At 68.4% G+C, this 17532-nt stretch carries 19 protein-coding genes; 13 read left to right on the top strand and 6 right to left on the bottom strand.

All coding sequences use genetic code 11. The features are described 5' to 3' along the window. Positions 1-2: 2 nt before the first annotated feature. From pcnB to QTI68_RS29750, 4 genes are all read left to right on the top strand, one after another. Positions 3-1604 (top strand): polynucleotide adenylyltransferase PcnB, encoded by a 1602-nt coding sequence (gene pcnB / locus QTI68_RS29765; RefSeq protein WP_286526790.1) that lies wholly within the window; start codon positions 3-5, stop codon positions 1602-1604. After that, positions 1605-2063, top strand: a complete 459-nt coding sequence (gene folK, locus QTI68_RS29760) for a 2-amino-4-hydroxy-6-hydroxymethyldihydropteridine diphosphokinase (protein WP_286526789.1) — start codon at positions 1605-1607, stop codon at positions 2061-2063. Positions 2064-2158: 95 nt separating this feature from the next. Then, on the top strand, positions 2159-2803 hold the full coding sequence (locus QTI68_RS29755; protein WP_286510057.1) for a DUF47 domain-containing protein: 645 nt from the start codon (positions 2159-2161) through the stop codon (positions 2801-2803). Between the two features lie 17 nt (positions 2804-2820). After that, positions 2821-3831 (top strand): inorganic phosphate transporter, encoded by a 1011-nt coding sequence (locus QTI68_RS29750; RefSeq protein WP_286526788.1) that lies wholly within the window; start codon positions 2821-2823, stop codon positions 3829-3831. 196 nt (positions 3832-4027) lie between these two features. Here QTI68_RS29750 and QTI68_RS29745 read toward each other — a convergent pair whose 3' ends face one another. Together QTI68_RS29745 and QTI68_RS29740 are read right to left on the bottom strand one after the other, a co-directional pair. Beyond that, entirely contained in the window at positions 4028-4474 is a 447-nt protein-coding gene (locus QTI68_RS29745; RefSeq protein WP_286526787.1) for a TM2 domain-containing protein, read from the bottom strand. Next, positions 4471-4992, bottom strand: a complete 522-nt coding sequence (locus QTI68_RS29740) for a GNAT family N-acetyltransferase (protein ID WP_286526786.1) — start codon at positions 4990-4992, stop codon at positions 4471-4473. Before QTI68_RS29740 ends, QTI68_RS29745 begins: the two co-directional genes overlap by 4 nt. A gap of 164 nt (positions 4993-5156) precedes the next feature. Between QTI68_RS29740 and rpsP the strand changes: the two genes are divergently transcribed. The 7 genes from rpsP (at position 5157) to hisC (ending at position 10289) form a co-directional block, all read left to right on the top strand. Continuing rightward, entirely contained in the window at positions 5157-5420 is a 264-nt protein-coding gene (gene rpsP / locus QTI68_RS29735; RefSeq protein ID WP_028248676.1) for a 30S ribosomal protein S16, read from the top strand. Positions 5421-5435: 15 nt separating this feature from the next. Continuing rightward, entirely contained in the window at positions 5436-5990 is a 555-nt protein-coding gene (rimM, locus tag QTI68_RS29730; RefSeq protein ID WP_286526785.1) for a ribosome maturation factor RimM, read from the top strand. Between the two features lie 28 nt (positions 5991-6018). Beyond that, positions 6019-6765 (top strand): tRNA (guanosine(37)-N1)-methyltransferase TrmD, encoded by a 747-nt coding sequence (trmD, locus tag QTI68_RS29725; protein WP_286526783.1) that lies wholly within the window; start codon positions 6019-6021, stop codon positions 6763-6765. Positions 6766-6886: 121 nt separating this feature from the next. Beyond that, positions 6887-7270, top strand: a complete 384-nt coding sequence (rplS, locus tag QTI68_RS29720) for a 50S ribosomal protein L19 (protein ID WP_286526782.1) — start codon at positions 6887-6889, stop codon at positions 7268-7270. Positions 7271-7442: 172 nt separating this feature from the next. Beyond that, positions 7443-8159: a CoA pyrophosphatase gene (locus QTI68_RS29715; RefSeq protein ID WP_286526780.1), complete on the top strand. Its 717-nt coding sequence runs from the start codon at positions 7443-7445 to the stop codon at positions 8157-8159. 52 nt (positions 8160-8211) lie between these two features. Continuing rightward, entirely contained in the window at positions 8212-9213 is a 1002-nt protein-coding gene (locus QTI68_RS29710; protein ID WP_286526779.1) for a CobD/CbiB family protein, read from the top strand. Continuing rightward, positions 9210-10289, top strand: coding sequence for a histidinol-phosphate transaminase (hisC, locus tag QTI68_RS29705; protein ID WP_286526778.1), 1080 nt, complete (start codon positions 9210-9212; stop codon positions 10287-10289). The genes QTI68_RS29710 and hisC overlap by 4 nt, the downstream gene beginning before the upstream one ends. Positions 10290-10368: 79 nt before the next feature. On the opposite strand, the gene rsgA is transcribed toward hisC, so the two are convergent. The 3 genes from rsgA to QTI68_RS29690 form a co-directional block, all read right to left on the bottom strand. After that, positions 10369-11229 carry a ribosome small subunit-dependent GTPase A gene (rsgA, locus tag QTI68_RS29700; protein ID WP_286526931.1) on the bottom strand — a complete coding sequence of 287 codons (861 nt, stop codon included), beginning with the start codon at positions 11227-11229 and terminating at the stop codon, positions 10369-10371. Between the two features lie 101 nt (positions 11230-11330). Continuing rightward, positions 11331-11666 carry a 4a-hydroxytetrahydrobiopterin dehydratase gene (locus tag QTI68_RS29695; protein ID WP_286526777.1) on the bottom strand — a complete coding sequence of 112 codons (336 nt, stop codon included), beginning with the start codon at positions 11664-11666 and terminating at the stop codon, positions 11331-11333. 14 nt (positions 11667-11680) lie between these two features. Beyond that, positions 11681-12952, bottom strand: coding sequence for a M48 family metallopeptidase (locus QTI68_RS29690; protein ID WP_286526776.1), 1272 nt, complete (start codon positions 12950-12952; stop codon positions 11681-11683). Between the two features lie 117 nt (positions 12953-13069). On the opposite strand from QTI68_RS29690, the gene orn reads away from it, so the two are divergent. Continuing rightward, positions 13070-13657, top strand: coding sequence for an oligoribonuclease (gene orn, locus QTI68_RS29685; RefSeq protein WP_286526775.1), 588 nt, complete (start codon positions 13070-13072; stop codon positions 13655-13657). A 246-nt stretch (positions 13658-13903) separates the two neighbouring features. Next, the gene (locus tag QTI68_RS29680; RefSeq protein WP_286526774.1) at positions 13904-15784 is read left to right on the top strand and encodes a DEAD/DEAH box helicase; all 1881 of its coding nucleotides are present in this window, start codon (positions 13904-13906) and stop codon (positions 15782-15784) included. Between the two features lie 140 nt (positions 15785-15924). Here QTI68_RS29680 and garD read toward each other — a convergent pair whose 3' ends face one another. Then, on the bottom strand, positions 15925-17517 hold the full coding sequence (gene garD / locus QTI68_RS29675; protein WP_286526773.1) for a galactarate dehydratase: 1593 nt from the start codon (positions 17515-17517) through the stop codon (positions 15925-15927). Positions 17518-17532 lie beyond the last annotated feature (15 nt).

The raw sequence follows: 17532 nt of genomic DNA, 5'->3' as shown, positions 1-17532 counted from the left end.
CAATGATCAAGAAATTCATCGACAAACTCCTCGGCAAATCCGGCGCTCCCGGTTCCAGCGGCAAGGCCCGCTTCGGCAAGCGCCAGGAGGTGGACGCCTCGGTCCACGGCATCGACCCGGCGCTGGTCGACGAGCGCGCCAGGAACGTGGTGACCACCTTGCAGCAGGCCGGCTACGAGGCCTACGTGGTCGGCGGCGCGGTGCGCGACCTGCTGCTGGGGCTGCGGCCCAAGGATTTCGACGTCGCCACCAACGCGACGCCGGAGCAGGTCAAGGGGCTGTTCCGCCGCGCCTTCATCATCGGCCGGCGCTTCCGCATCGTGCACGTGGTGTACGGCCGCGGGCGCGAGCACGAGGTGATCGAGGTCTCGACCTTCCGCGCCTACATGGACAACGCCGGCGCCGAGCAGGTGGCCGGCAACGAGCGCACCAGCAAGGGCGAGCTGGCGGGCATGAAGCACGCCGTGGACGCCAGCGGCCGGGTGCTGCGCGACAACGTCTGGGGCCCGCAGGAAGAAGACGCCGCGCGCCGCGACTTCACGGTCAACGCGATGTACTACGACCCGGCGAGCCAGATCGTTGTCGACTATCACAACGGCATCAAGGACGCGAAGAAGCTCACGCTGCGCATGATCGGCGACCCGATCACGCGCTACCGCGAGGACCCGGTGCGCATCATCCGCGCCATCCGCTTCTCGGCCAAGCTGGCGCAGCTGGGCTTCAAGCTCGAGCCCAAGACCGCGGCGCCGCTGGTCGAATCGAGCCGGCTGCTGGCCGACGTGCCGCAAAGCCGGCTGTTCGACGAGATGCTCAAGCTGCTGCAGACCGGTCACGCGGTCGCCACGGTGGCGCAGCTGCGCAAGCTCGGCCTCGCGACCGGCATCTATCCGCTGCTCGACGTCGTGGTCGAGCGCGCCGACACGCCCTTCGTCCAGGCCGCGCTGCAGGACACCGACCGCCGGGTCGGCGAAGGCAAGCCGGTGGCGCCGAGCTTCCTGCTGGCCTGCGTGCTGTGGGCCGACGTGCGCGACGGCTGGGCCCAGCGGCTCGAAGGCCGGCACGGCCAGCGCCCGCAGGCGCCGTTCCCGGCCCTGCAGGACGCGATCGACGATGTCTTCAATGCCCGCATCGGCGATGTGTCGGGCCGCGGCAAGCTGGCCGCCGACATGCGCGAGATCTGGATGATGCAGCCGCGCTTCGACAAGCGCAGCGGCAGCACGCCGCACAGCCTGGTCGAGCAGGCGCGCTTCCGTGCCGCCTTCGACTTCATGCGCCTGCGCGCCGACGTCGGCGAAGTCGGCGAGGCGATCGCCGAGTGGTGGCAGGAGTTCAGCACCGCCGACGACCTGCGCCGCCAGGACCTGATGGACCAGGTGCGCGACGAACAGCACAAGAAGACCCGTCAGAGGGTGCCGGCACGCACGCCGGCCCCGGCGTCCGCCGAGCGCCGCGCCAGCGGCCCGGACGAGGGCGAGCGCGCGGACGCCGAGACTGCGCCGCGCCCCGACGGCGAGGCCTCGGATGCGCCGCGCAAGCGCCGCCGCCGGCGCAAGCCGCGCAGCGGCGGTGCCGGCGAGGCCGGCGGCGTGGCGGCGGCCGATTGAATGGACAGTAGGGCCTTCGTCGCGATCGGCGCCAATCTCGGCGACGCGCGCGCCACGGTGCTCCGGGCCATGGACGACCTGGACGGGCTGCCGCGCACCCGCGTCAGCGCCCGCTCGTCGCTCTATCGGAGCGCACCGGTGGATGCTGGAGGCCCCGACTTCGTCAACGCGGTGGTGGCGCTCCAGACCGGGCTCGATCCGCACGCGCTGCTGGCCGAGCTGCAGCGCCTCGAAGCCGGCGCCGGCCGCGAGCGGCCCTATCGCAACGCCCCGCGCACCCTCGATCTCGACCTGCTGCGCCATGGCGACGCGGTGCTCGAAACCCCGCAACTCAGCCTGCCGCATCCGCGGCTGGCCGAGCGCGCCTTCGTCCTGCTGCCATTGGCGGAAATCGCCCCGGAGCAGGTCACCTCCCAGCAACTCGCACAGGTGGCGGACCAGCGGATCGAGCGGCTCTGAGAGCCGTTGCGGGCCCGCCCATTACACTTGCGCGGTTTTTCACGATGGCGTCACAGGCATGTGCTTGCGACGATCCATGAACCCAGGAGAGCGCCATGTTCGGCAAGCTGCTGCCCCGCGAGGGGAATTTTTTCGAGATGTTCAATCAGCACGCCGACCGCATCGTCGAAGCCGCGCGCGCGTTCGAGCAGCTCGTGGCCAACTACAACGACCTGCACCTTCGGGAGCAGTACAACCGCGATGTCGACAACGCCGAGCGGGCGGCCGATCGCGTGACGCATGACGTCAACCGGCTGATCCACAAGACCTTCATCACGCCGATCGACCGCGAGCAGATCCACAAGCTGATCAACACCATGGACGACGTCGCCGACCTGATCCAGGACTCGGCCGAGACCATGGCGCTCTACGACGTGCGCCACATGACCGAGGAGATCACGCGCCTCACCACGCTGAGCGTGAAGTGCTGCGAGCGGGTCAAGGACGCGGTCAAGTTTCTGTCGAAGATCACCGACCCGGCCACGGCCGAAGCCACGCTGAAGACCTGCGAGGAGATCGACCGGCTCGAATCCGATGCCGACCGCGTGATGCGCAGCGCCATGAGCAAGCTGTTCCGCGAGGAGCCCGACGTGCGCGAGGTGATCAAGCTCAAGGCGATCTATGAGCTGCTCGAAACCATCACCGACAAGTGCGAGGACGTCGCCAACGTCATCGAGGGCATCGTCCTCGAGAACTCCTGAAACAACGGATCTTTCGAATGGCAACGGTTCAGGTCGCCCTCTGGGTGGTGGTGGGTTTGGTCGCACTGGCCATCGCCTTCGATTTCATGAACGGCTTCCACGATGCGGCGAACTCGATCGCCACCGTGGTCTCGACCGGGGTGCTCAAGCCCGGCCAGGCCGTGGTGTTCGCGGCCTTCTTCAACCTGGTGGCGATCTTCGTCTTCCACCTGAGCGTGGCGGCGACGATCGGCAAGGGCATCGTGCAGCCGGGCATCGTCGACGTGCACGTGGTGTTCGGCGCACTGGTGGGTGCCATCAGCTGGAACCTGGTCACCTGGTACTACGGCATTCCGAGCAGTTCCTCGCATGCGCTGATCGGCGGCATCGTGGGCGCGGTGATCGCCAAGGCCGGCTCAAGCTCGCTGATCGCGGCCGGCATCTGGAAGACCGTGGCCTTCATCTTCGTCTCGCCGCTGCTCGGTTTCCTGCTCGGCTCGTTCATGATGATCCTGGTGGCCTGGGTGTTCCGGCGCTCGACGCCGTCGCGCGTGGACCGGTGGTTCCGCACGCTGCAGCTGATCTCGGCCGGCGCCTACAGCCTCGGGCATGGCGGCAACGATGCCCAGAAGACCATCGGCATCATCTGGATGCTGCTGATCGCCACCGGCTACGCGGCCGCCGATGCGGCGCTGCCGCCGACCTGGACCATCGTCGTGTGCTATGCCGCGATCTCGCTCGGCACCATGTTCGGTGGCTGGCGCATCGTCAAGACGATGGGCCAGAAGATCACCAAGCTCAAGCCGGTCGGCGGCTTCTGCGCCGAGACCGGGGGTGCGCTGACCTTGTTCCTGGCGACCGCGCTCGGCATCCCGGTGTCGACCACCCACACCATCACCGGCGCGATCGTCGGCGTCGGCTCGGTGCAGCGCGCCAGCGCGGTGCGCTGGGGCGTGGCCGGCAACATCGTCTGGGCCTGGGTGCTGACGATCCCGGCCTCGGCGTTCGTGGCGGCGATTGCTTACTGGATCGGGATTCAGGCTTTTTGAAGGATTCTTGGGGACCGCTCGGGGTGTTTCATCTCGGGTCTCCAGGGGTGCGTGCCGAGGGCACCGGGTGGCCCCCTCCGCTCATGTCCCCCGGCCTGCGGCCTCCTCCTTTACTTCGCTGCGGGGGCCACCCGGTGCCCTCGGCACGGGTAGCGCCGTGGCGTGCTGGTCGAGGATGAACCACCCGCCCCTTCAGCTACTGCGACATCCTCCGCCCGGCTTCGATCTCGTGCTCGAAGTAGCGCTGGAAGCTGAAGGCGATGCTGGCCATCAGGATCGTGCTGCCGAAGAACAGCGCCAGCACCACGGCGCCGATGGTCAGCCAGCTGGTGTTGCCGGCCGCGGCGTCGCCGGTGCGGCCGGTGTTGTAGCGTGCATTCCATTTCTCGGGCGTCATGAGCCCGTACACGATGGCGGTCAGGGCGCAGCCCGCGATCGTGAAGCCCAGCAGCGGCAGCAAGGCCCAGCTCAGGCCGTCGTCGCTGCCGTAGAGGCGCACCCGCTCGAGGCCGTAGAGGCCGAGCGCGGTCGGGATCGGCAGCAGCCAGCCGAGCAGGCTCGAGAAGCCGCGCAGGTAGAAGCAATGCAGGCCCAGCGGCCCGCCGAGGAAGGCCAGCCATGCGGCCACGGTCTTGTTTTTCATTCGGGGCGGGTGGTGCTGCCTTCGCCCAGCACCTTCTCCATCAGCACCACGTCGCGCCATTCGCCGAACTTCCAGCCGCAGTCCTTCAGCACGCCGACGTGGCTGAAGCCCTGGGCGCGGTGCACGCCGATCGAGCCGGCATTGGCCGAGTCGCCGATCACCGCGATCAGCTTGCGCACGCCCACCGCTTCGGCGGCCTGGGAGAGCGCCGCCAGCAGCTGGGCGCCGAGGCCCTGGCCGCGGGCGCCATCGGCCAGGTAGATCGAATCCTCGGCCGAGAAGCGATAGGCCGGGCGCGGCTTGAACCAGTTGCAGTAGGCGAAGCCGAGCAGCTCGCCATCGCGTTCGGCCACCAGGTAGGGCAGGTTCTTCGACAGCACGTCGGCGCGGCGCGCGGCCATGTCGGCGGCGGTCGGCGGTTCGGTTTCGAAGGTGCCGGTGCCGTGCAACACGTGGTGGGCGTAGATGGTGGCAATGGCAGCGACGTCTTCGTCGCGGCTGGGTCGGATCTGTGTCATTCGGGGGACTCGGCGCGGCCGAGAATTGGAGATTCGGGAGAGCGGGCTATAATCATGGGCTTTTCAGCGTGTCGCTGGCCGGGTGGCCATGTCGCGTGTCTCGACGCTGAAAGAACACTGTGGGCGAACCTTGCGGGTTTGCTGCACCACCCCAAGGATAAATCATGGTCGTCATTCGACTCTCCCGCGGCGGTTCCAAAGGCCGTCCGTTCTTCAACATCGTCGTGTCGGACAAGCGCGTTCGCCGCGATGGCCGTTTCATCGAGCGCCTGGGTTTCTACAACCCGACCGCCAAGGAAAACGAGGAAAGCATCCGCATCGCCCAAGACCGCCTGACCTACTGGAAGAGCGTTGGCGCGCAAGCCTCGCCCACGGTCACCCGCCTGATCAAGCAAGCCGCTGCCGCGGCTCCCAAGGCCGCGGCCTAAGCTGTAGCCGAGGCGATGCTGCCGTCACTCGAAGCCGCCGAATTGCCGGCGGATGCGATCGAAGTAGGGCGCATCGCCGATGCCTGGGGCATCAAGGGCTGGTTCAAGGTCCTGCCCCACAGCGCCGAACCCGAGGCGCTGTTCTCTTCCAAGCGATGGTTGCTCCAGCCCCCGGGCGCAGCGGGCAGCCAGGCCTTCAAGCTCGCGATCCGCGAAGCCAAGGAACATTCCGACGTCATCGTCGCCTCGTCCGAGGACGTGCCCGACCGCAATGCGGCCGAGGCACTGCGCGGCGCGCGCGTGTTCGTGCCGCGCTCCAGCTTCCCGACCGCCGGCGACGACGAGTACTACTGGGTCGACCTGATCGGCCTGGCGGTGGTCAACCGCGAAGGCGTGGCGCTCGGCAAGGTGCGCGAGCTGCTGGCCACCGGCCCGCAGACCACGCTGGTGCTCGATGCGATCGAGGACGGCAAGCCGGTCGAGCGCATGGTGCCCTTCGTCTCGGCCTTCGTCGACAAGGTCGACCTGGCAGGTCGGCTGATCACGGTCGACTGGCAGCCCGACTACTGAGCCGTCCGGGCCCGGCACCGGTGCCGCCATGCGCTTCGACGTCATCACTCTCTTCCCCGAGCTGTTCGCGCCTTTTCTCGCGAGCGGCGTGACGCGCCGCGCCTACGAATCGAAGCAGGTCGAGGTGGTGCTGTGGAATCCGCGCGACTTCGCCGAAGGCAACTACCGGCGCGTCGACGACCGGCCCTTCGGCGGCGGCCCCGGCATGGTCATGATGGCCGAGCCGCTGTCGGCCTGCCTCGACGCGGCACTGGCCGCCCGAGGCGCCGCGGCGCCGGTGCTGCTGTTCTCTCCGATCGGCGAGACCTTGCGCCACCAGTCGGTCGAGCAATGGGCGGCCAGCGAGGGCGCGGTGCTGGTCTGCGGCCGCTACGAAGGCATCGATCAGCGCTTCATCGACGCCCGTGTCACGCACCAGCTGAGCCTGGGCGACTTCGTTCTCTCCGGCGGCGAGATCCCGGCCATGGCGCTGCTCGATGCGGTCGCGCGGCTGCAGCCGGGGGTGCTCGGCGACCAGGCCAGCCACGTGCAGGACAGCTTCAATCCGGCGCTCGACGGCCTGCTCGACTGCCCTCACTACACCCGCCCCGAGCAATGGCGGGGCGAGGGCGTGCCGGCGCCGCTGATGTCGGGACACCACGTCCAGATCGAGCGCTGGCGCCGCGACCAGCGGCTCGCCATCACCCGCGACAAGCGCCCCGATCTGATCGACGCGGCCAGGGTCGCCGGCCGCCTCAGCGCGATCGACGAGAAGACGCTGAAAAAAAAGCTATAATCGTCGGCTCCCCGATCCTCTGGCCGGCCGCGCCGGGTTATTTCAAGCGACCCCAGGGTCACTTTCAAGCGACCCAACAGCGCCTTTTGTGTAGCGCGGACAAGATCGAATTCAGGACAACATGAACCTCATCCAGACCCTCGAGCAGGAAGAAATCGCCCGGCTCAACAAGCAGATTCCCGATTTCATGCCCGGTGACACGGTCATCGTCAGCGTGAACGTCGTCGAAGGCTCGCGCAAGCGCCTGCAAGCCTACGAAGGCGTCGTGATCGCCAAGCGCAACCGCGGCCTCAACAGCGGCTTCATCGTGCGCAAGATCTCCAGCGGCGAAGGCGTGGAACGCACCTTCCAGACCTACAGCCCGCTGATCGCCAAGATCGAAGTCAAGCGCCGCGGCGACGTCCGCCGCGCCAAGCTGTACTACCTGCGCGAGCGCAGCGGCCGTTCGGCACGCATCAAGGAAAAGCTGCCGGGCAAGGCCCCGTCCGCTGCGGCCGCTCAGTAAGCAGAGAGCGCCCCTTGCCGTGCAGAAAGCCGCCGTCCGAGGCGGCTTTTTGCATTGGCGCCGCGTGCGGGCGGGCGGTTCGTGATTTAGTTGTGTGCCCCGGGTCGTCGCGCCGGGGCCTTTTGCGTTTAATTTGTCGAGACCTATCTTTTTGACCACCTCACCGCCGGCCATGCGCGCCTCTCCCGTCGAAGTCATCAACGCCGTCGTCCCGACGGCCTTGCAGTCCTTCGATCCGCGCGAGGTGCCACCGATCGGTGTCGACAGCGGCCTGCCCGCGGTCGATCCGGCCCGGCTCGGGGCCCGGGCCTTGCGCGCGCGCTTCGCCACGCCGCCGGCCTGGACGCCCGAGGTGCGGCGCGAGCCGCGCATGTTCGACCGCGCGCCGGCGCAGGCCGCGGTGCTGGTGCCGATCGTGATGCGGGAGCAGCCGACGGTGCTGCTGACCGAGCGCAGCTCGCACCTCAAGAATCACTCGGGGCAGGTCGCCTTCCCCGGCGGTCGGGTCGACCCTGAGGACGCCAACATCGCCGCCGCTGCGCTGCGCGAGGCCTGGGAGGAAGTCGGCCTGTCGGCGGACTACATCGAGATTCTGGGCAGCCTCCCCACCTATACCACGGTCACCTCGTTCATCGTCACGCCGGTGGTGGCCCTGGTGCGTCCGGGCTTCGAACTGAACCTCAATCCCTACGAGGTCGAAGAAGCCTTCGAGGTGCCGTTCGCCTTTCTGATGGATCCGGCCAACCATCGCCGCCATGCCATGGTCGGCGCGGACGCGACCGCGCGCGAGTGGCTGTCGATGCCCTACCAGGACGGGCCGAACGAGCGCTTCGTCTGGGGCGCGACCGCCGGCATGCTGCGCAACCTCTACCGCTTCCTCAGCGCTTGACGGCGGACGAGGGGCGTCCGAACCAGCCCTGGGCAGTCGCTATCATCGAGCAATGAGCTTCTTTGCGATCCTCTGCGCATTGCTGATCGAGCAGGTGCGCCCGCTGGCGTACCACAACCCCGTCTACGGCGGCGTGCTGGCGTGGACGCGCTGGACCAGCCGCAATTTCGATGCCGGCAAGCCGCACCACGGCTGGGTGGCGTGGTCGCTCGCGGTGGGCGTCCCGACCTTGCTGGCGCTGGCGGTCCACTGGGCGCTGATCCTCACCCTGGGGCTGCCCTTCGCGGTCCTGTGGAGCATCGCGCTGCTCTATGTCACGCTGGGCTTTCGCCAGTTCAGCCACCATTTCACCGGCATCCGCGATGCCCTCGACGAAGGCGATGAGCCGCTGGCGCGATCGCTGCTGGCCCACTGGCAGCAGGTCGATGCGGCCAACCTGCCGCGCAGCGAGATCGTGCGCCACGTGATCGAGCACTCGGTGATCGCGGCGCATCGGCACGTGTTCGGCGTGCTGGCCTGGTTCTCGATCCTCGCGGCGATCGGGCTCGGTCCGGCCGGCGCGGTCTTCTATCGGATGAGCGAATTCGTTTCGCGCTACTGGGCCCACAAGAACGGCGCCTCGATGCAGCCGTCCAGCATCTGGGTCCAGCAGGCCGCGGCGCGCGCCTGGGGTGTCATCGACTGGTTGCCGGCGCGGATCACGGCGCTGGGCTTCGCGGTGGTCGGCAGCTTCGAGGAGGCGATCGACTGCTGGCGCAACGACGCCCGCCGCTTCCCGAACGGCAACGACGGCGTGATCCTGGCGGCCACCTCCGGCGCGGTCAACGTGAGCCTCGGCGGCGGCACGCTGAGCACGGTGCCGGTCAACGATCCGCTGTCGCGCGCCCAGGCCGGGGAGTCGTTCGCCGGGGGCGCCTTGCCCGATGGCGGCAGCACGCCCGGGCGCGAACCCGAGCCCGGCCACCTGCGCAGCGTCGTCGGCCTGGTCTGGCGTTCGGTCGTGATGTGGATGGTGCTGCTGGCGCTGCTGACGCTGGCCCGCCTGCTCGGATGACGCCGACGTTCTGGAGCCCGCGCATCGCGGCACTCGAGCCCTACGTGCCGGGCGAACAGCCGCGCATCGCCAACCTGGTCAAGCTCAACACCAACGAGAACCCGTATCCGCCATCGCCGCGCACGATCGATGCGATCCAGCGCGCCGCCGAAGAGGGGCTGGAGCGCTACCCGGACCCTGAATCGACCGTGCTGCGCGAGGCGATCGCCGCCCGCCACGGGCTCGACATCCGGCAGGTGTTCGTCGGCAACGGCTCGGACGAGGTGCTGGCCCATGCCTTCTTCGCCTTCTTCCAGCAGGACGCGCCGCTGCTGCTGCCCGACATCACCTACAGCTTCTACCGCGTCTACGCGCAGCTCTACGGCATCGATTGCGCGCTGCAGCCGGTCGACGACGCCCTGCGCATCGACGCCGACGCGCTGGCCGCACGTGCCAAGGCGGGCTGTGGCGGCATCGTGGTCGCCAACCCGAACGCACCGACCGGCCGGGGATTGCCGCTGGCGCAGATCGAGACGCTACTGTCGGCCTGCCCGGAGCGCGTGGTGCTGGTCGACGAGGCCTACGTCGATTTCGGCGGCCAGAGTGCGCTGCCCCTGATCGCCCGGCATCCCAACCTGCTGGTGGTGCAGACGCTGTCGAAGTCGCGCTCGCTGGCCGGCCTGCGGGTCGGCTTCGCCTGCGGGCAGGCGTCGCTGATCGACGGGCTGCAGCGGGTCAAGAACAGCTTCAATTCGTACCCGATCGACCGGCTCGCCAGCGCCGGCGCCGTGGCCGCGCTCGAGGACGAGGCCTGGTTCGCGAAGACCCGCGATGCGGTGGTCGACACCCGCGAGGGCCTGGCGCTGCAGCTCGAGGACCTGGGCTTCGAGGTGCTGCCTTCGCAAGCCAACTTTCTTTTCGTGCGCCATCCCGCGCACGACGCGGCGGCATTGGCTGCGGCACTGCGCGCCCGCGCGGTGCTGGTGCGCCATTTCGCCCAGCCGCGCATCGCGCAGTACCTGCGCATCAGTGTCGGCAGCAGGGAGCAGTGCAGTGCGCTGGTTGGCGCGCTGGGAGAAATCCTGGACCAACACTAGGCCGGCGCCGGGCCGCCCCAAGGCGGCCTGCGGCCCCCTCGGGGGGCAGCGACCCACACGAAGTGGGGGAGCGTGGGGGTCAGTACCTGCTTTGGCTCAGTTCGGCGAACAGTTCGCCGTAGATGCGGTAGCGCGAGGCGCTGATCGTCCCGGCCTGCGTCGCCGACTCGACTTGCGCGATGACGCCGCAGCCCGGCTCGTGCAGGTGGCTGCAGTTGTAGAACTTGCACGCTGTGGCTTCCTGGGCGATGTCGGGCATCAGGTGTGCCAGCTGCATCGGCTCGATATGGTGCAGCCCGAATTCCTGGAAGCCCGGGGAGTCGATCAGCGCGGTCGTGCGCGCCGGGTCGACCCAGTACCAGGTGGTGCTGGTGGTGGTGTGCTTGCCCGAGTTCAGCGCTTGCGAGATTTCACCGGTCAGCGCGCTGGCGCCGGGCACCAGCAGGTTGATCAGCGTGCTCTTGCCGGCGCCCGAGGGGCCCAGCACCAGGGTCACCTTGCCCGCCAGCAGCTCGGTCAGCTCGCCATGGCCCGCGCCGCCGTCGGCCCTGAGCGACATCGGCAGCACGCGATAGCCCATGCGGCGGTAGGGTTCCAGTCGCTTCGAGGCGCGCTCGAAGGGCACGGCCAGGTCGCTCTTGTTCAGCGCGATCACCGGCGTGATGCGCTCGGCGCCGGCCGCGATCAGGGCGCGGGTCAGCTGGGTTTCCGAGAACTCGGGCTCGGCCGCAATCAGGATCAGCACCTGGTCGAGGTTGGCCGCGAAGGACTTGGTGCGGATCTCGTCCTGGCGATAGAACAGGTTCTTGCGCGGCAGCACGCGCTCGATAGTGCCCTCGTCCTCGCTGGCCTGCCATTGCACGCGGTCGCCGACCAGGGCCTGGCTCTTCTTGCCGCGCGGATGGCAGATCAGGCGCGTGCCGTCGGGGGTCTCGACCATGCAATGGCGGCCATGGCTGGCGACCACCAGGCCGTCGTGGAGGGCAGCGCCGGTATTGCCGCCGCGCTGCTGCTTAGCCAAGGGTGCGTTCCATGCGGAGATCAGGCGAGCAGGGCATCGGCCTGCCCCGCGCACTCGAAGTCGGTCGCCGAGAGGCCGCCGACGTCGTGCGTGTTGAAGCGCACCACACAGCGGTTGTAGTGCACCGAGAGGTCGGGATGGTGGTCGTGCCGGTGCGCCACCAGGGCCAGCGCGTTGACGAAGGCGATGGTCTCGAAGTAGTTGGCGAAGGAGAAGCTCTTCTCGATCGCGACGTCCTTGCCGTCGCCCGTGAGCTTCCAGCCCTCGAGCCGCGCCAGCGCGGCGACGATCTCGGTGGCGCTCAGCGCCCGGCGCGCCTGGGTCTTCCAGTCCTTGATTTTTAGCATGCTGCTCATGGTCGGCTTTCGGTTCAGGCGGCGGCCATGCGGGCTAGGCGCTCGGAGGCCGGCGGATGCGAGTAGTAGAACTTCACGAACAGCGGGTCGGGGGTCAAGGTCGACGCGTTGTCCTGGTAGAGCTTGAGCAGGGCCGCCGACAGGTCGGCGCCGCTGGTCTGCGCGACGGCATAGGCGTCGGCCTCGAACTCGTGCTTGCGCGACACCAGCACCGGCAGCGGCGCCATGAAGAAGCCGAACACCGGCATCGCGAGCATGAACAGCAGGATCGCCAGTGCGTCGTTGGGCGCCATGAGGTTGGGCTGCACGCCCAGGCCGGTGTAGAACCAGCTGTGGGCCGACAGCCAGCCGAGCAAGGCGAAGCCGGCCAGGCTCAGGGCGAACATCGCGACCATGCGCTTCATCACGTGCTTGTGGCGGAAGTGCCCCAGTTCGTGCGCCAGCACGGCCTCGACCTCGCCGGCACTGAGCTGGCGCAGCAGCGTGTCGTAGAAGACCACCCGCTTGCTGGCGCCGAAGCCGGTGAAGTAGGCATTGGCATGGGCGCTGCGGGTGCTGCCGTCCATCACGAACAGGCCCTTGGCCGCGAAGCCGCAGCGCTGCATCAGCGCGTTGACGCGCTCCTTCAAGGCGAGGTCGTCGAGCGGCTTGAACTTGTTGAAGATCGGCGCGATGAAGGTCGGATAGACCAGCATCAGCAGCAGGTTGAAGCCCATCCACGCGGCCCAGGCCCACAGCCACCACAGCTTGCCGGCGGCGCCCATGAGCCAGAGGATCAGCGCCGCGATCGGCAGGCCGATCAGCGCCCCGAGCAGCACGCCCTTGACCGCGTCCGTGAGCCACAGGCGCCAGGTCATCTTGTTGAAGCCGAAGCGCTCCTCGAGCCTGAAGGTCTGCCAGAGCGTGAAGGGCAGTTCGGCCAGGCCGCCGATCAGCGCGAAGGCGGCCAGCAGTGCCAGCTGCTGCCACATGCCGCCGCCCAGGAGGTCGAGCAGCAGGCGGTTCAGCAGGTCGAGCCCGCCGAACAGGGTCCAGGCCAGCAGCACGGCCGCGCCCCAGGCCAGTTCGAGCAGGCCGAAGCGGGTCTTGGCGACCGTGTAGTCGGCGGCCTTCTGGTGGGCGTCGAGCGTGATGGCTTGCCGGAAGGCGACGGGCACCGCACCGCGGTGGCGAGCGACATGGCGCACCTGGCGGCTGGCGAGCCAGAACTTCACGACCAGGCCCGCGACCAGCGCGAGCGCGAAGGCCATCGTGAGGATGAGGGAGGCGGGCAGGGGGGTGGGCATGGCGGCCGAGTTTAGCCCCCCGCCTGCCGGGCCTCCAGCCGGGCGGGCCGGTCGGCCTGCTGGCAGCAGGGGCGTCCGGCGCGCGGGCGGCGCCGGGGCATCGACGACAATCGCCCGATGCCCGAAACCACCGAACCGACCGCCCCCGCCACACTCAAGAAAAGCGACCAGAACCTCGTCTGGCTCGATTGCGAGATGAGCGGACTGGATCCCGAGAAAGAGCGCCTGCTGGAAATCGCGGTGGTCGTCACCGGACCCGACCTGACGCCGCGGATCGAGGGGCCGGTGCTGGTGATCCATCAGAGCGACGAACTGCTCGACGCCATGGACGCCTGGAACAAGGGCACGCACGGTCGCAGCGGGCTGATCGACAAGGTCAAGGCCTCGACGCTGGACGAGGCGGCGGCCGAGCAGCAGCTGATGCAGTTCATCTCGCGCTACATCCCCAAGAGCGGCTCGCCGATGTGCGGCAACACGATCGGCCAGGACCGGCGCTTCCTGGTCAAGTACATGCCCAAGCTGGAGGCCTATTTCCACTACCGCAACCTCGACGTCAGCACGCTGAAGGAGCTGGCCAAGCGCTGGAAGCCCGCGGCCTACAACGGCTTCAAGAAGCAGCAGGCCCATACGGCGCTGGCCGATGTGCACGAGTCGATCGACGAACTAGCGCATTACCGGGAGACTTTTCTGAGGCTTGAGAGCTAAGGATTAGGTAAAAACCCGAGTTCATGCGATAATTGCAGGCTTCGCTGAATAGCTTTCAGCGTTTTCTTGCATCTCCCTATCTTGCACATCGCGCCCGAGCCACTGAGTGACTGAGTCATTCGAGTGACTGAATCACGGGCCGCAGCCCCGACGAGAGTCGACGGCTGAACGTCGTTGGATGGTTGATGTTTTTCACCACCCGACGGGGCGCCGCCTACGGCAGCGCTCGCGTTTGAGATTGAATAAATGACCGACGCTTTTGAAGCGCAGGGCGAGTTCGCGCCTGTGCAATCCGATGATTTCGCTGTTTCCCCCGTGGTCAGCGAGTCGCTTTCCGTTGCCGCCGAAGTGCCCGAGCTCGAGGCGCTCGACGCGGTCGAGACCGCCGCCGAACCCAAGCTGCCGAATGGCTTCATCAAGCTGGGCCTGGCGCCCGAGCTGATCGCCGCCGTCGAAGACCTGGGCTTCACCCAGCCGACCACCGTGCAGGAGCAGGTGATCCCGCGCGCCATGACCGCCAGCGGCGGTGCCGACGGCGCCACCCGCTTCGTCGACCTGATGGTGTCGAGCCAGACCGGCAGCGGCAAGACCGCGGCCTTCCTGCTGCCGGTGCTGCACACGCTGCTGCAGCGCCAGGCCGAAGCCGAAGCCGCCAGCAAGGCCGAGTTCCAGCGCCTGGCCGCCGAAGCCGCCGCGCGCGGCGAAGCACCGCCCAAGAAGCCGAAGCGCAAGGACCCGACCAACGCGCGCCATTTCAAGGCCGCCACGCCCGGCGCCCTGATCCTGTGCCCGACGCGCGAACTGGCCCAGCAGGTGGCGCATGACGCCATCGACCTGGTCAAGCATTGCCGCGGCCTGCGCATCGCCAACGTGGTGGGCGGCATGCCCTACCAGCTGCAGATCGCCAAGCTGCAGAACGCCGACCTCGTGGTCGCCACGCCCGGCCGCCTGCTCGACCTGCAGCGCTCGATGCAGATCAAGCTCGACCAGGTCAAGTTCCTGGTGGTCGACGAAGCCGACCGCATGCTCGACCTCGGCTTCTCGGACGACCTGGCCGAAGTCAACCAGCTGACCATCGAACGCCAGCAGACCATGATGTTCAGTGCCACCTTCGCGCCGCGCATCCAGCAGCTGGCCCAGCGCGTGATGCGCGAGCCGCAGCGCGTCACGATCGACAGCCCGCAGGAAAAGCACGCCAACATCAAGCAGAGCCTGTTCTGGGCCGACAACATGCAGCACAAGCGCAAGTTGCTCGACCACTGGCTGCGCGACACGACCATCAACCAGGCGATCGTGTTCGCCAGCACGCAAGTCGAATGCGACGGCCTCGCCAACGACCTGCAGCAAGACGGCTTCAGCGCCGTGGCGCTGCACGGTGCCCTGAGCCAGGGCCTGCGCAACCGCCGCCTGATGGCGCTGCGCCAGGGCCAGGTGCAGATCCTGGTGGCGACCGACGTGGCCGCGCGCGGCATCGACGTGCCGACCATCACGCATGTCTTCAACTACGGCCTGCCGATGAAGGCCGAGGACTACACCCACCGCATCGGCCGCACCGGCCGTGCCGGCCGCGACGGCCTGGCGATCACCTTCGCCGAGCAGCGTGACCGCCGCCGGATCTTCGACATCGAGGGCTACACGCGCCAGCAGTTCAAGTCCGAAGTCATCCCCGGCCTCGAGCCGCAGCAGCGTGCGCCGCAATCGCGTGCGCCGCAGGGCGACTTCCGCGGCCGCGACAGCCGTGACAGCCATTCGCGCGACCGCAAGTTCGGCGGCGGCGGTGGTGGCCATCGCGGCGGCAATGGCGGTGGTTTCGGTGGCGGCGGCAGCAACTATGCCGGTGCCAGCGGCTTCAACGACCGCAATGCACGCGGCCCGGGCGCCGGTGCGCCGCGCGGCTTCCAGAATGCGGGCAATGCCGGTTTCGGCGGTGGCCGCGATGAAGGCGGCGGTGGCTACGGCCGCAAGCCGGGCTGGGGCGACAGCGCACCGCGCGGCGGTGGCTTCGGTGGTGGCGGCGCCGGTCGCGGCGAGGGCTTCGCGCCGCGCGGCCATGCCGGCGGCGGTGGCGGCAAGGTGTTCGTGCCGCGCGATGCGCAGAAGCCGCGCGGCTTCAAGCCGACGCGTTGAGGTCGGTGCCGAGCGGCGCTGGTCGCCGCTCGCTGCCATGAAAGAAGCCCGCCTGTGTGCGGGCTTTTTTGTTTTTCATCTGATCAGTTGAGGACAGAGCAAAAACTGCTGCGCAGTTTCTTGGTCTGTCCCGCAAGGTCTCAGGTGACAGGCGCCGGGTTGAACAACACCAGCGCGTTGTGCAGCTTCCACTGCTCCGCCCAGGTTTTCCTGCGGCCGCTGGCGACATCGAGCATCAGCTTGAACAGCTCCCAGCCCACCTCCTCGATGCTGGCCTCGCCGTCGGCGATGCGCCCGGCGTTGACGTCCATCAGGTCGTGCCAGCGGCGCGCCAGGTCGCTGCGCGTGGCGACCTTGATCACCGGCACCTCGGCCAGCCCGTAGGGCGTGCCGCGGCCGGTGGTGAAGACGTGCAGGTTCATGCCCGCGGCCAGCTGCAAGGTGCCGCAGATGAAGTCGCTCGCCGGCGTGGCGGCGTACAGCAGCCCCTTCCGGCGCGCCTTCTCGCCCGGCGCGACCACACCCGAGATCGGCGCGCTGCCGCTCTTGACGATCGAGCCCATCGCCTTCTCCACGATGTTCGAGAGGCCACCCTTCTTGTTGCCCGGCGTGGTGTTGGCGCTGCGGTCGACCCGCCCGCGCTCGAGGTAGGCGTCGTACCAGGCCATCTCGCGGATCATCGCCTCGGCCACCTCAGGGGTGGTCGCGCGCGAGGTCAGCTGGTCGATGCCGTCGCGCACCTCGGTGACCTCCGAGAACATCACGGTGGCGCCGGCGCGCACCAGCAGGTCGGTGCAGAAACCCACCGCCGGGTTGGCCGTGACGCCCGAGAAGGCGTCGCTGCCGCCGCACTGCACGCCGACCACCAGCTCGCTGGCCGGCACGGTCTCGCGCCGGCGGTCGTTCAGGCGCTCCAGGTGCTCCTCGGCCTGGCGCAGGATCGAGTCGACCATCGACATGAAGCCCACATGGGCCTCGTCCTGCAGGCAGACCACGTCGAGCTTGGCGTCGGCGCTGGTGCCGACATCGGCCACGTTGCGCTCGTCGATCAGCGCGATGGTGCCCGGGGGCATCAGGCGCTCGGGCTGCAGCTTCTCGCAGCCCAGGCTGACGACCATCACCTCGCCGCCGAAGTTGGGGTTGAGGCTGATGTTGCGCAGGGTGCGGATCGGGATGACGGCGTCGGGGGCGTCGATGGCCACGCCGCAGCCATAGGAATGTTCGAGCGCCACCACGTCGTCGACGTTGGGAAACCGGGGCAGCAACTCGGCCTTGATGCGCTGGACCGCGAACTCGGTGACGCCGGCCACGCACTGCACGGTCTGGGTGATGGCCAGGATGTTGCGGGTGCCGACCGAGCCGTCGGGGTTGCGAAAGCCCTCGAAGGTGTAGCCCTCGAGCGGGGGCATGGCGGGCGGCTTGACGGTGGCGATCGGCAGGCCGTCGAGCTCGCGCGCGGCGGGCATCCTCAAAAGTCGCTCGTGCACCCAGCTGCCGGCCGGGATGGGCTTGAGGGCATAGCCGATCGGCACGTCGTAGCGGCGCACCACGCCGCCCTCGGGGATGTCGACCAGCGCCACCTTGTGGGCCTGCGGCACCTTCTCGCGCAGCGTGAGGCCCGAGGCGAACACGGTGCCGGCCGCCAGGCCGCCGTCGTTGGCCACGATCGCGACGTTGTCGCGCGCGTGCATGAGGATGGTGAGCGGCGGCCTGGGCGTGGGGGTTTCAGTCATGGGGTGCTTCGGTGT

It is taken from the genome of Variovorax sp. J31P207 (assembly GCF_030316965.1).
GTDB lineage: Bacteria > Pseudomonadota > Gammaproteobacteria > Burkholderiales > Burkholderiaceae_C > Variovorax > Variovorax ginsengisoli_B.
The sequence above is the reverse complement of the archived record's forward strand: the minus strand, read 5'-3'. Positions and strand labels throughout refer to the sequence as shown.

What these genes read in the sequence shown, in the direction of transcription:
- QTI68_RS29695 (WP_286526777.1), bottom strand. Translation starts at nt 11,666, where the DNA reads ATGAGCAGCATGCTAAAAATCAAGGACTGGAAGACCCAGGCGCGCCGG.
- rplS (WP_286526782.1), top strand. Translation starts at nt 6,887, where the DNA reads ATGAACCTCATCCAGACCCTCGAGCAGGAAGAAATCGCCCGGCTCAAC.
- QTI68_RS29680 (WP_286526774.1), top strand. Translation starts at nt 13,904, where the DNA reads ATGACCGACGCTTTTGAAGCGCAGGGCGAGTTCGCGCCTGTGCAATCC.
- pcnB (WP_286526790.1), top strand. Translation starts at nt 3, where the DNA reads ATGATCAAGAAATTCATCGACAAACTCCTCGGCAAATCCGGCGCTCCC.
- garD (WP_286526773.1), bottom strand. Translation starts at nt 17,517, where the DNA reads ATGACTGAAACCCCCACGCCCAGGCCGCCGCTCACCATCCTCATGCAC.
- folK (WP_286526789.1), top strand. Translation starts at nt 1,605, where the DNA reads ATGGACAGTAGGGCCTTCGTCGCGATCGGCGCCAATCTCGGCGACGCG.
- QTI68_RS29710 (WP_286526779.1), top strand. Translation starts at nt 8,212, where the DNA reads ATGAGCTTCTTTGCGATCCTCTGCGCATTGCTGATCGAGCAGGTGCGC.
- QTI68_RS29690 (WP_286526776.1), bottom strand. Translation starts at nt 12,952, where the DNA reads ATGCCCACCCCCCTGCCCGCCTCCCTCATCCTCACGATGGCCTTCGCG.
- QTI68_RS29745 (WP_286526787.1), bottom strand. Translation starts at nt 4,474, where the DNA reads ATGAAAAACAAGACCGTGGCCGCATGGCTGGCCTTCCTCGGCGGGCCG.
- QTI68_RS29755 (WP_286510057.1), top strand. Translation starts at nt 2,159, where the DNA reads ATGTTCGGCAAGCTGCTGCCCCGCGAGGGGAATTTTTTCGAGATGTTC.
- trmD (WP_286526783.1), top strand. Translation starts at nt 6,019, where the DNA reads ATGCGCTTCGACGTCATCACTCTCTTCCCCGAGCTGTTCGCGCCTTTT.
- QTI68_RS29740 (WP_286526786.1), bottom strand. Translation starts at nt 4,992, where the DNA reads ATGACACAGATCCGACCCAGCCGCGACGAAGACGTCGCTGCCATTGCC.
- hisC (WP_286526778.1), top strand. Translation starts at nt 9,210, where the DNA reads ATGACGCCGACGTTCTGGAGCCCGCGCATCGCGGCACTCGAGCCCTAC.
- QTI68_RS29715 (WP_286526780.1), top strand. Translation starts at nt 7,443, where the DNA reads ATGCGCGCCTCTCCCGTCGAAGTCATCAACGCCGTCGTCCCGACGGCC.
- rimM (WP_286526785.1), top strand. Translation starts at nt 5,436, where the DNA reads ATGCTGCCGTCACTCGAAGCCGCCGAATTGCCGGCGGATGCGATCGAA.
- QTI68_RS29750 (WP_286526788.1), top strand. Translation starts at nt 2,821, where the DNA reads ATGGCAACGGTTCAGGTCGCCCTCTGGGTGGTGGTGGGTTTGGTCGCA.
- rsgA (WP_286526931.1), bottom strand. Translation starts at nt 11,229, where the DNA reads ATGGTCGAGACCCCCGACGGCACGCGCCTGATCTGCCATCCGCGCGGC.
- orn (WP_286526775.1), top strand. Translation starts at nt 13,070, where the DNA reads ATGCCCGAAACCACCGAACCGACCGCCCCCGCCACACTCAAGAAAAGC.
- rpsP (WP_028248676.1), top strand. Translation starts at nt 5,157, where the DNA reads ATGGTCGTCATTCGACTCTCCCGCGGCGGTTCCAAAGGCCGTCCGTTC.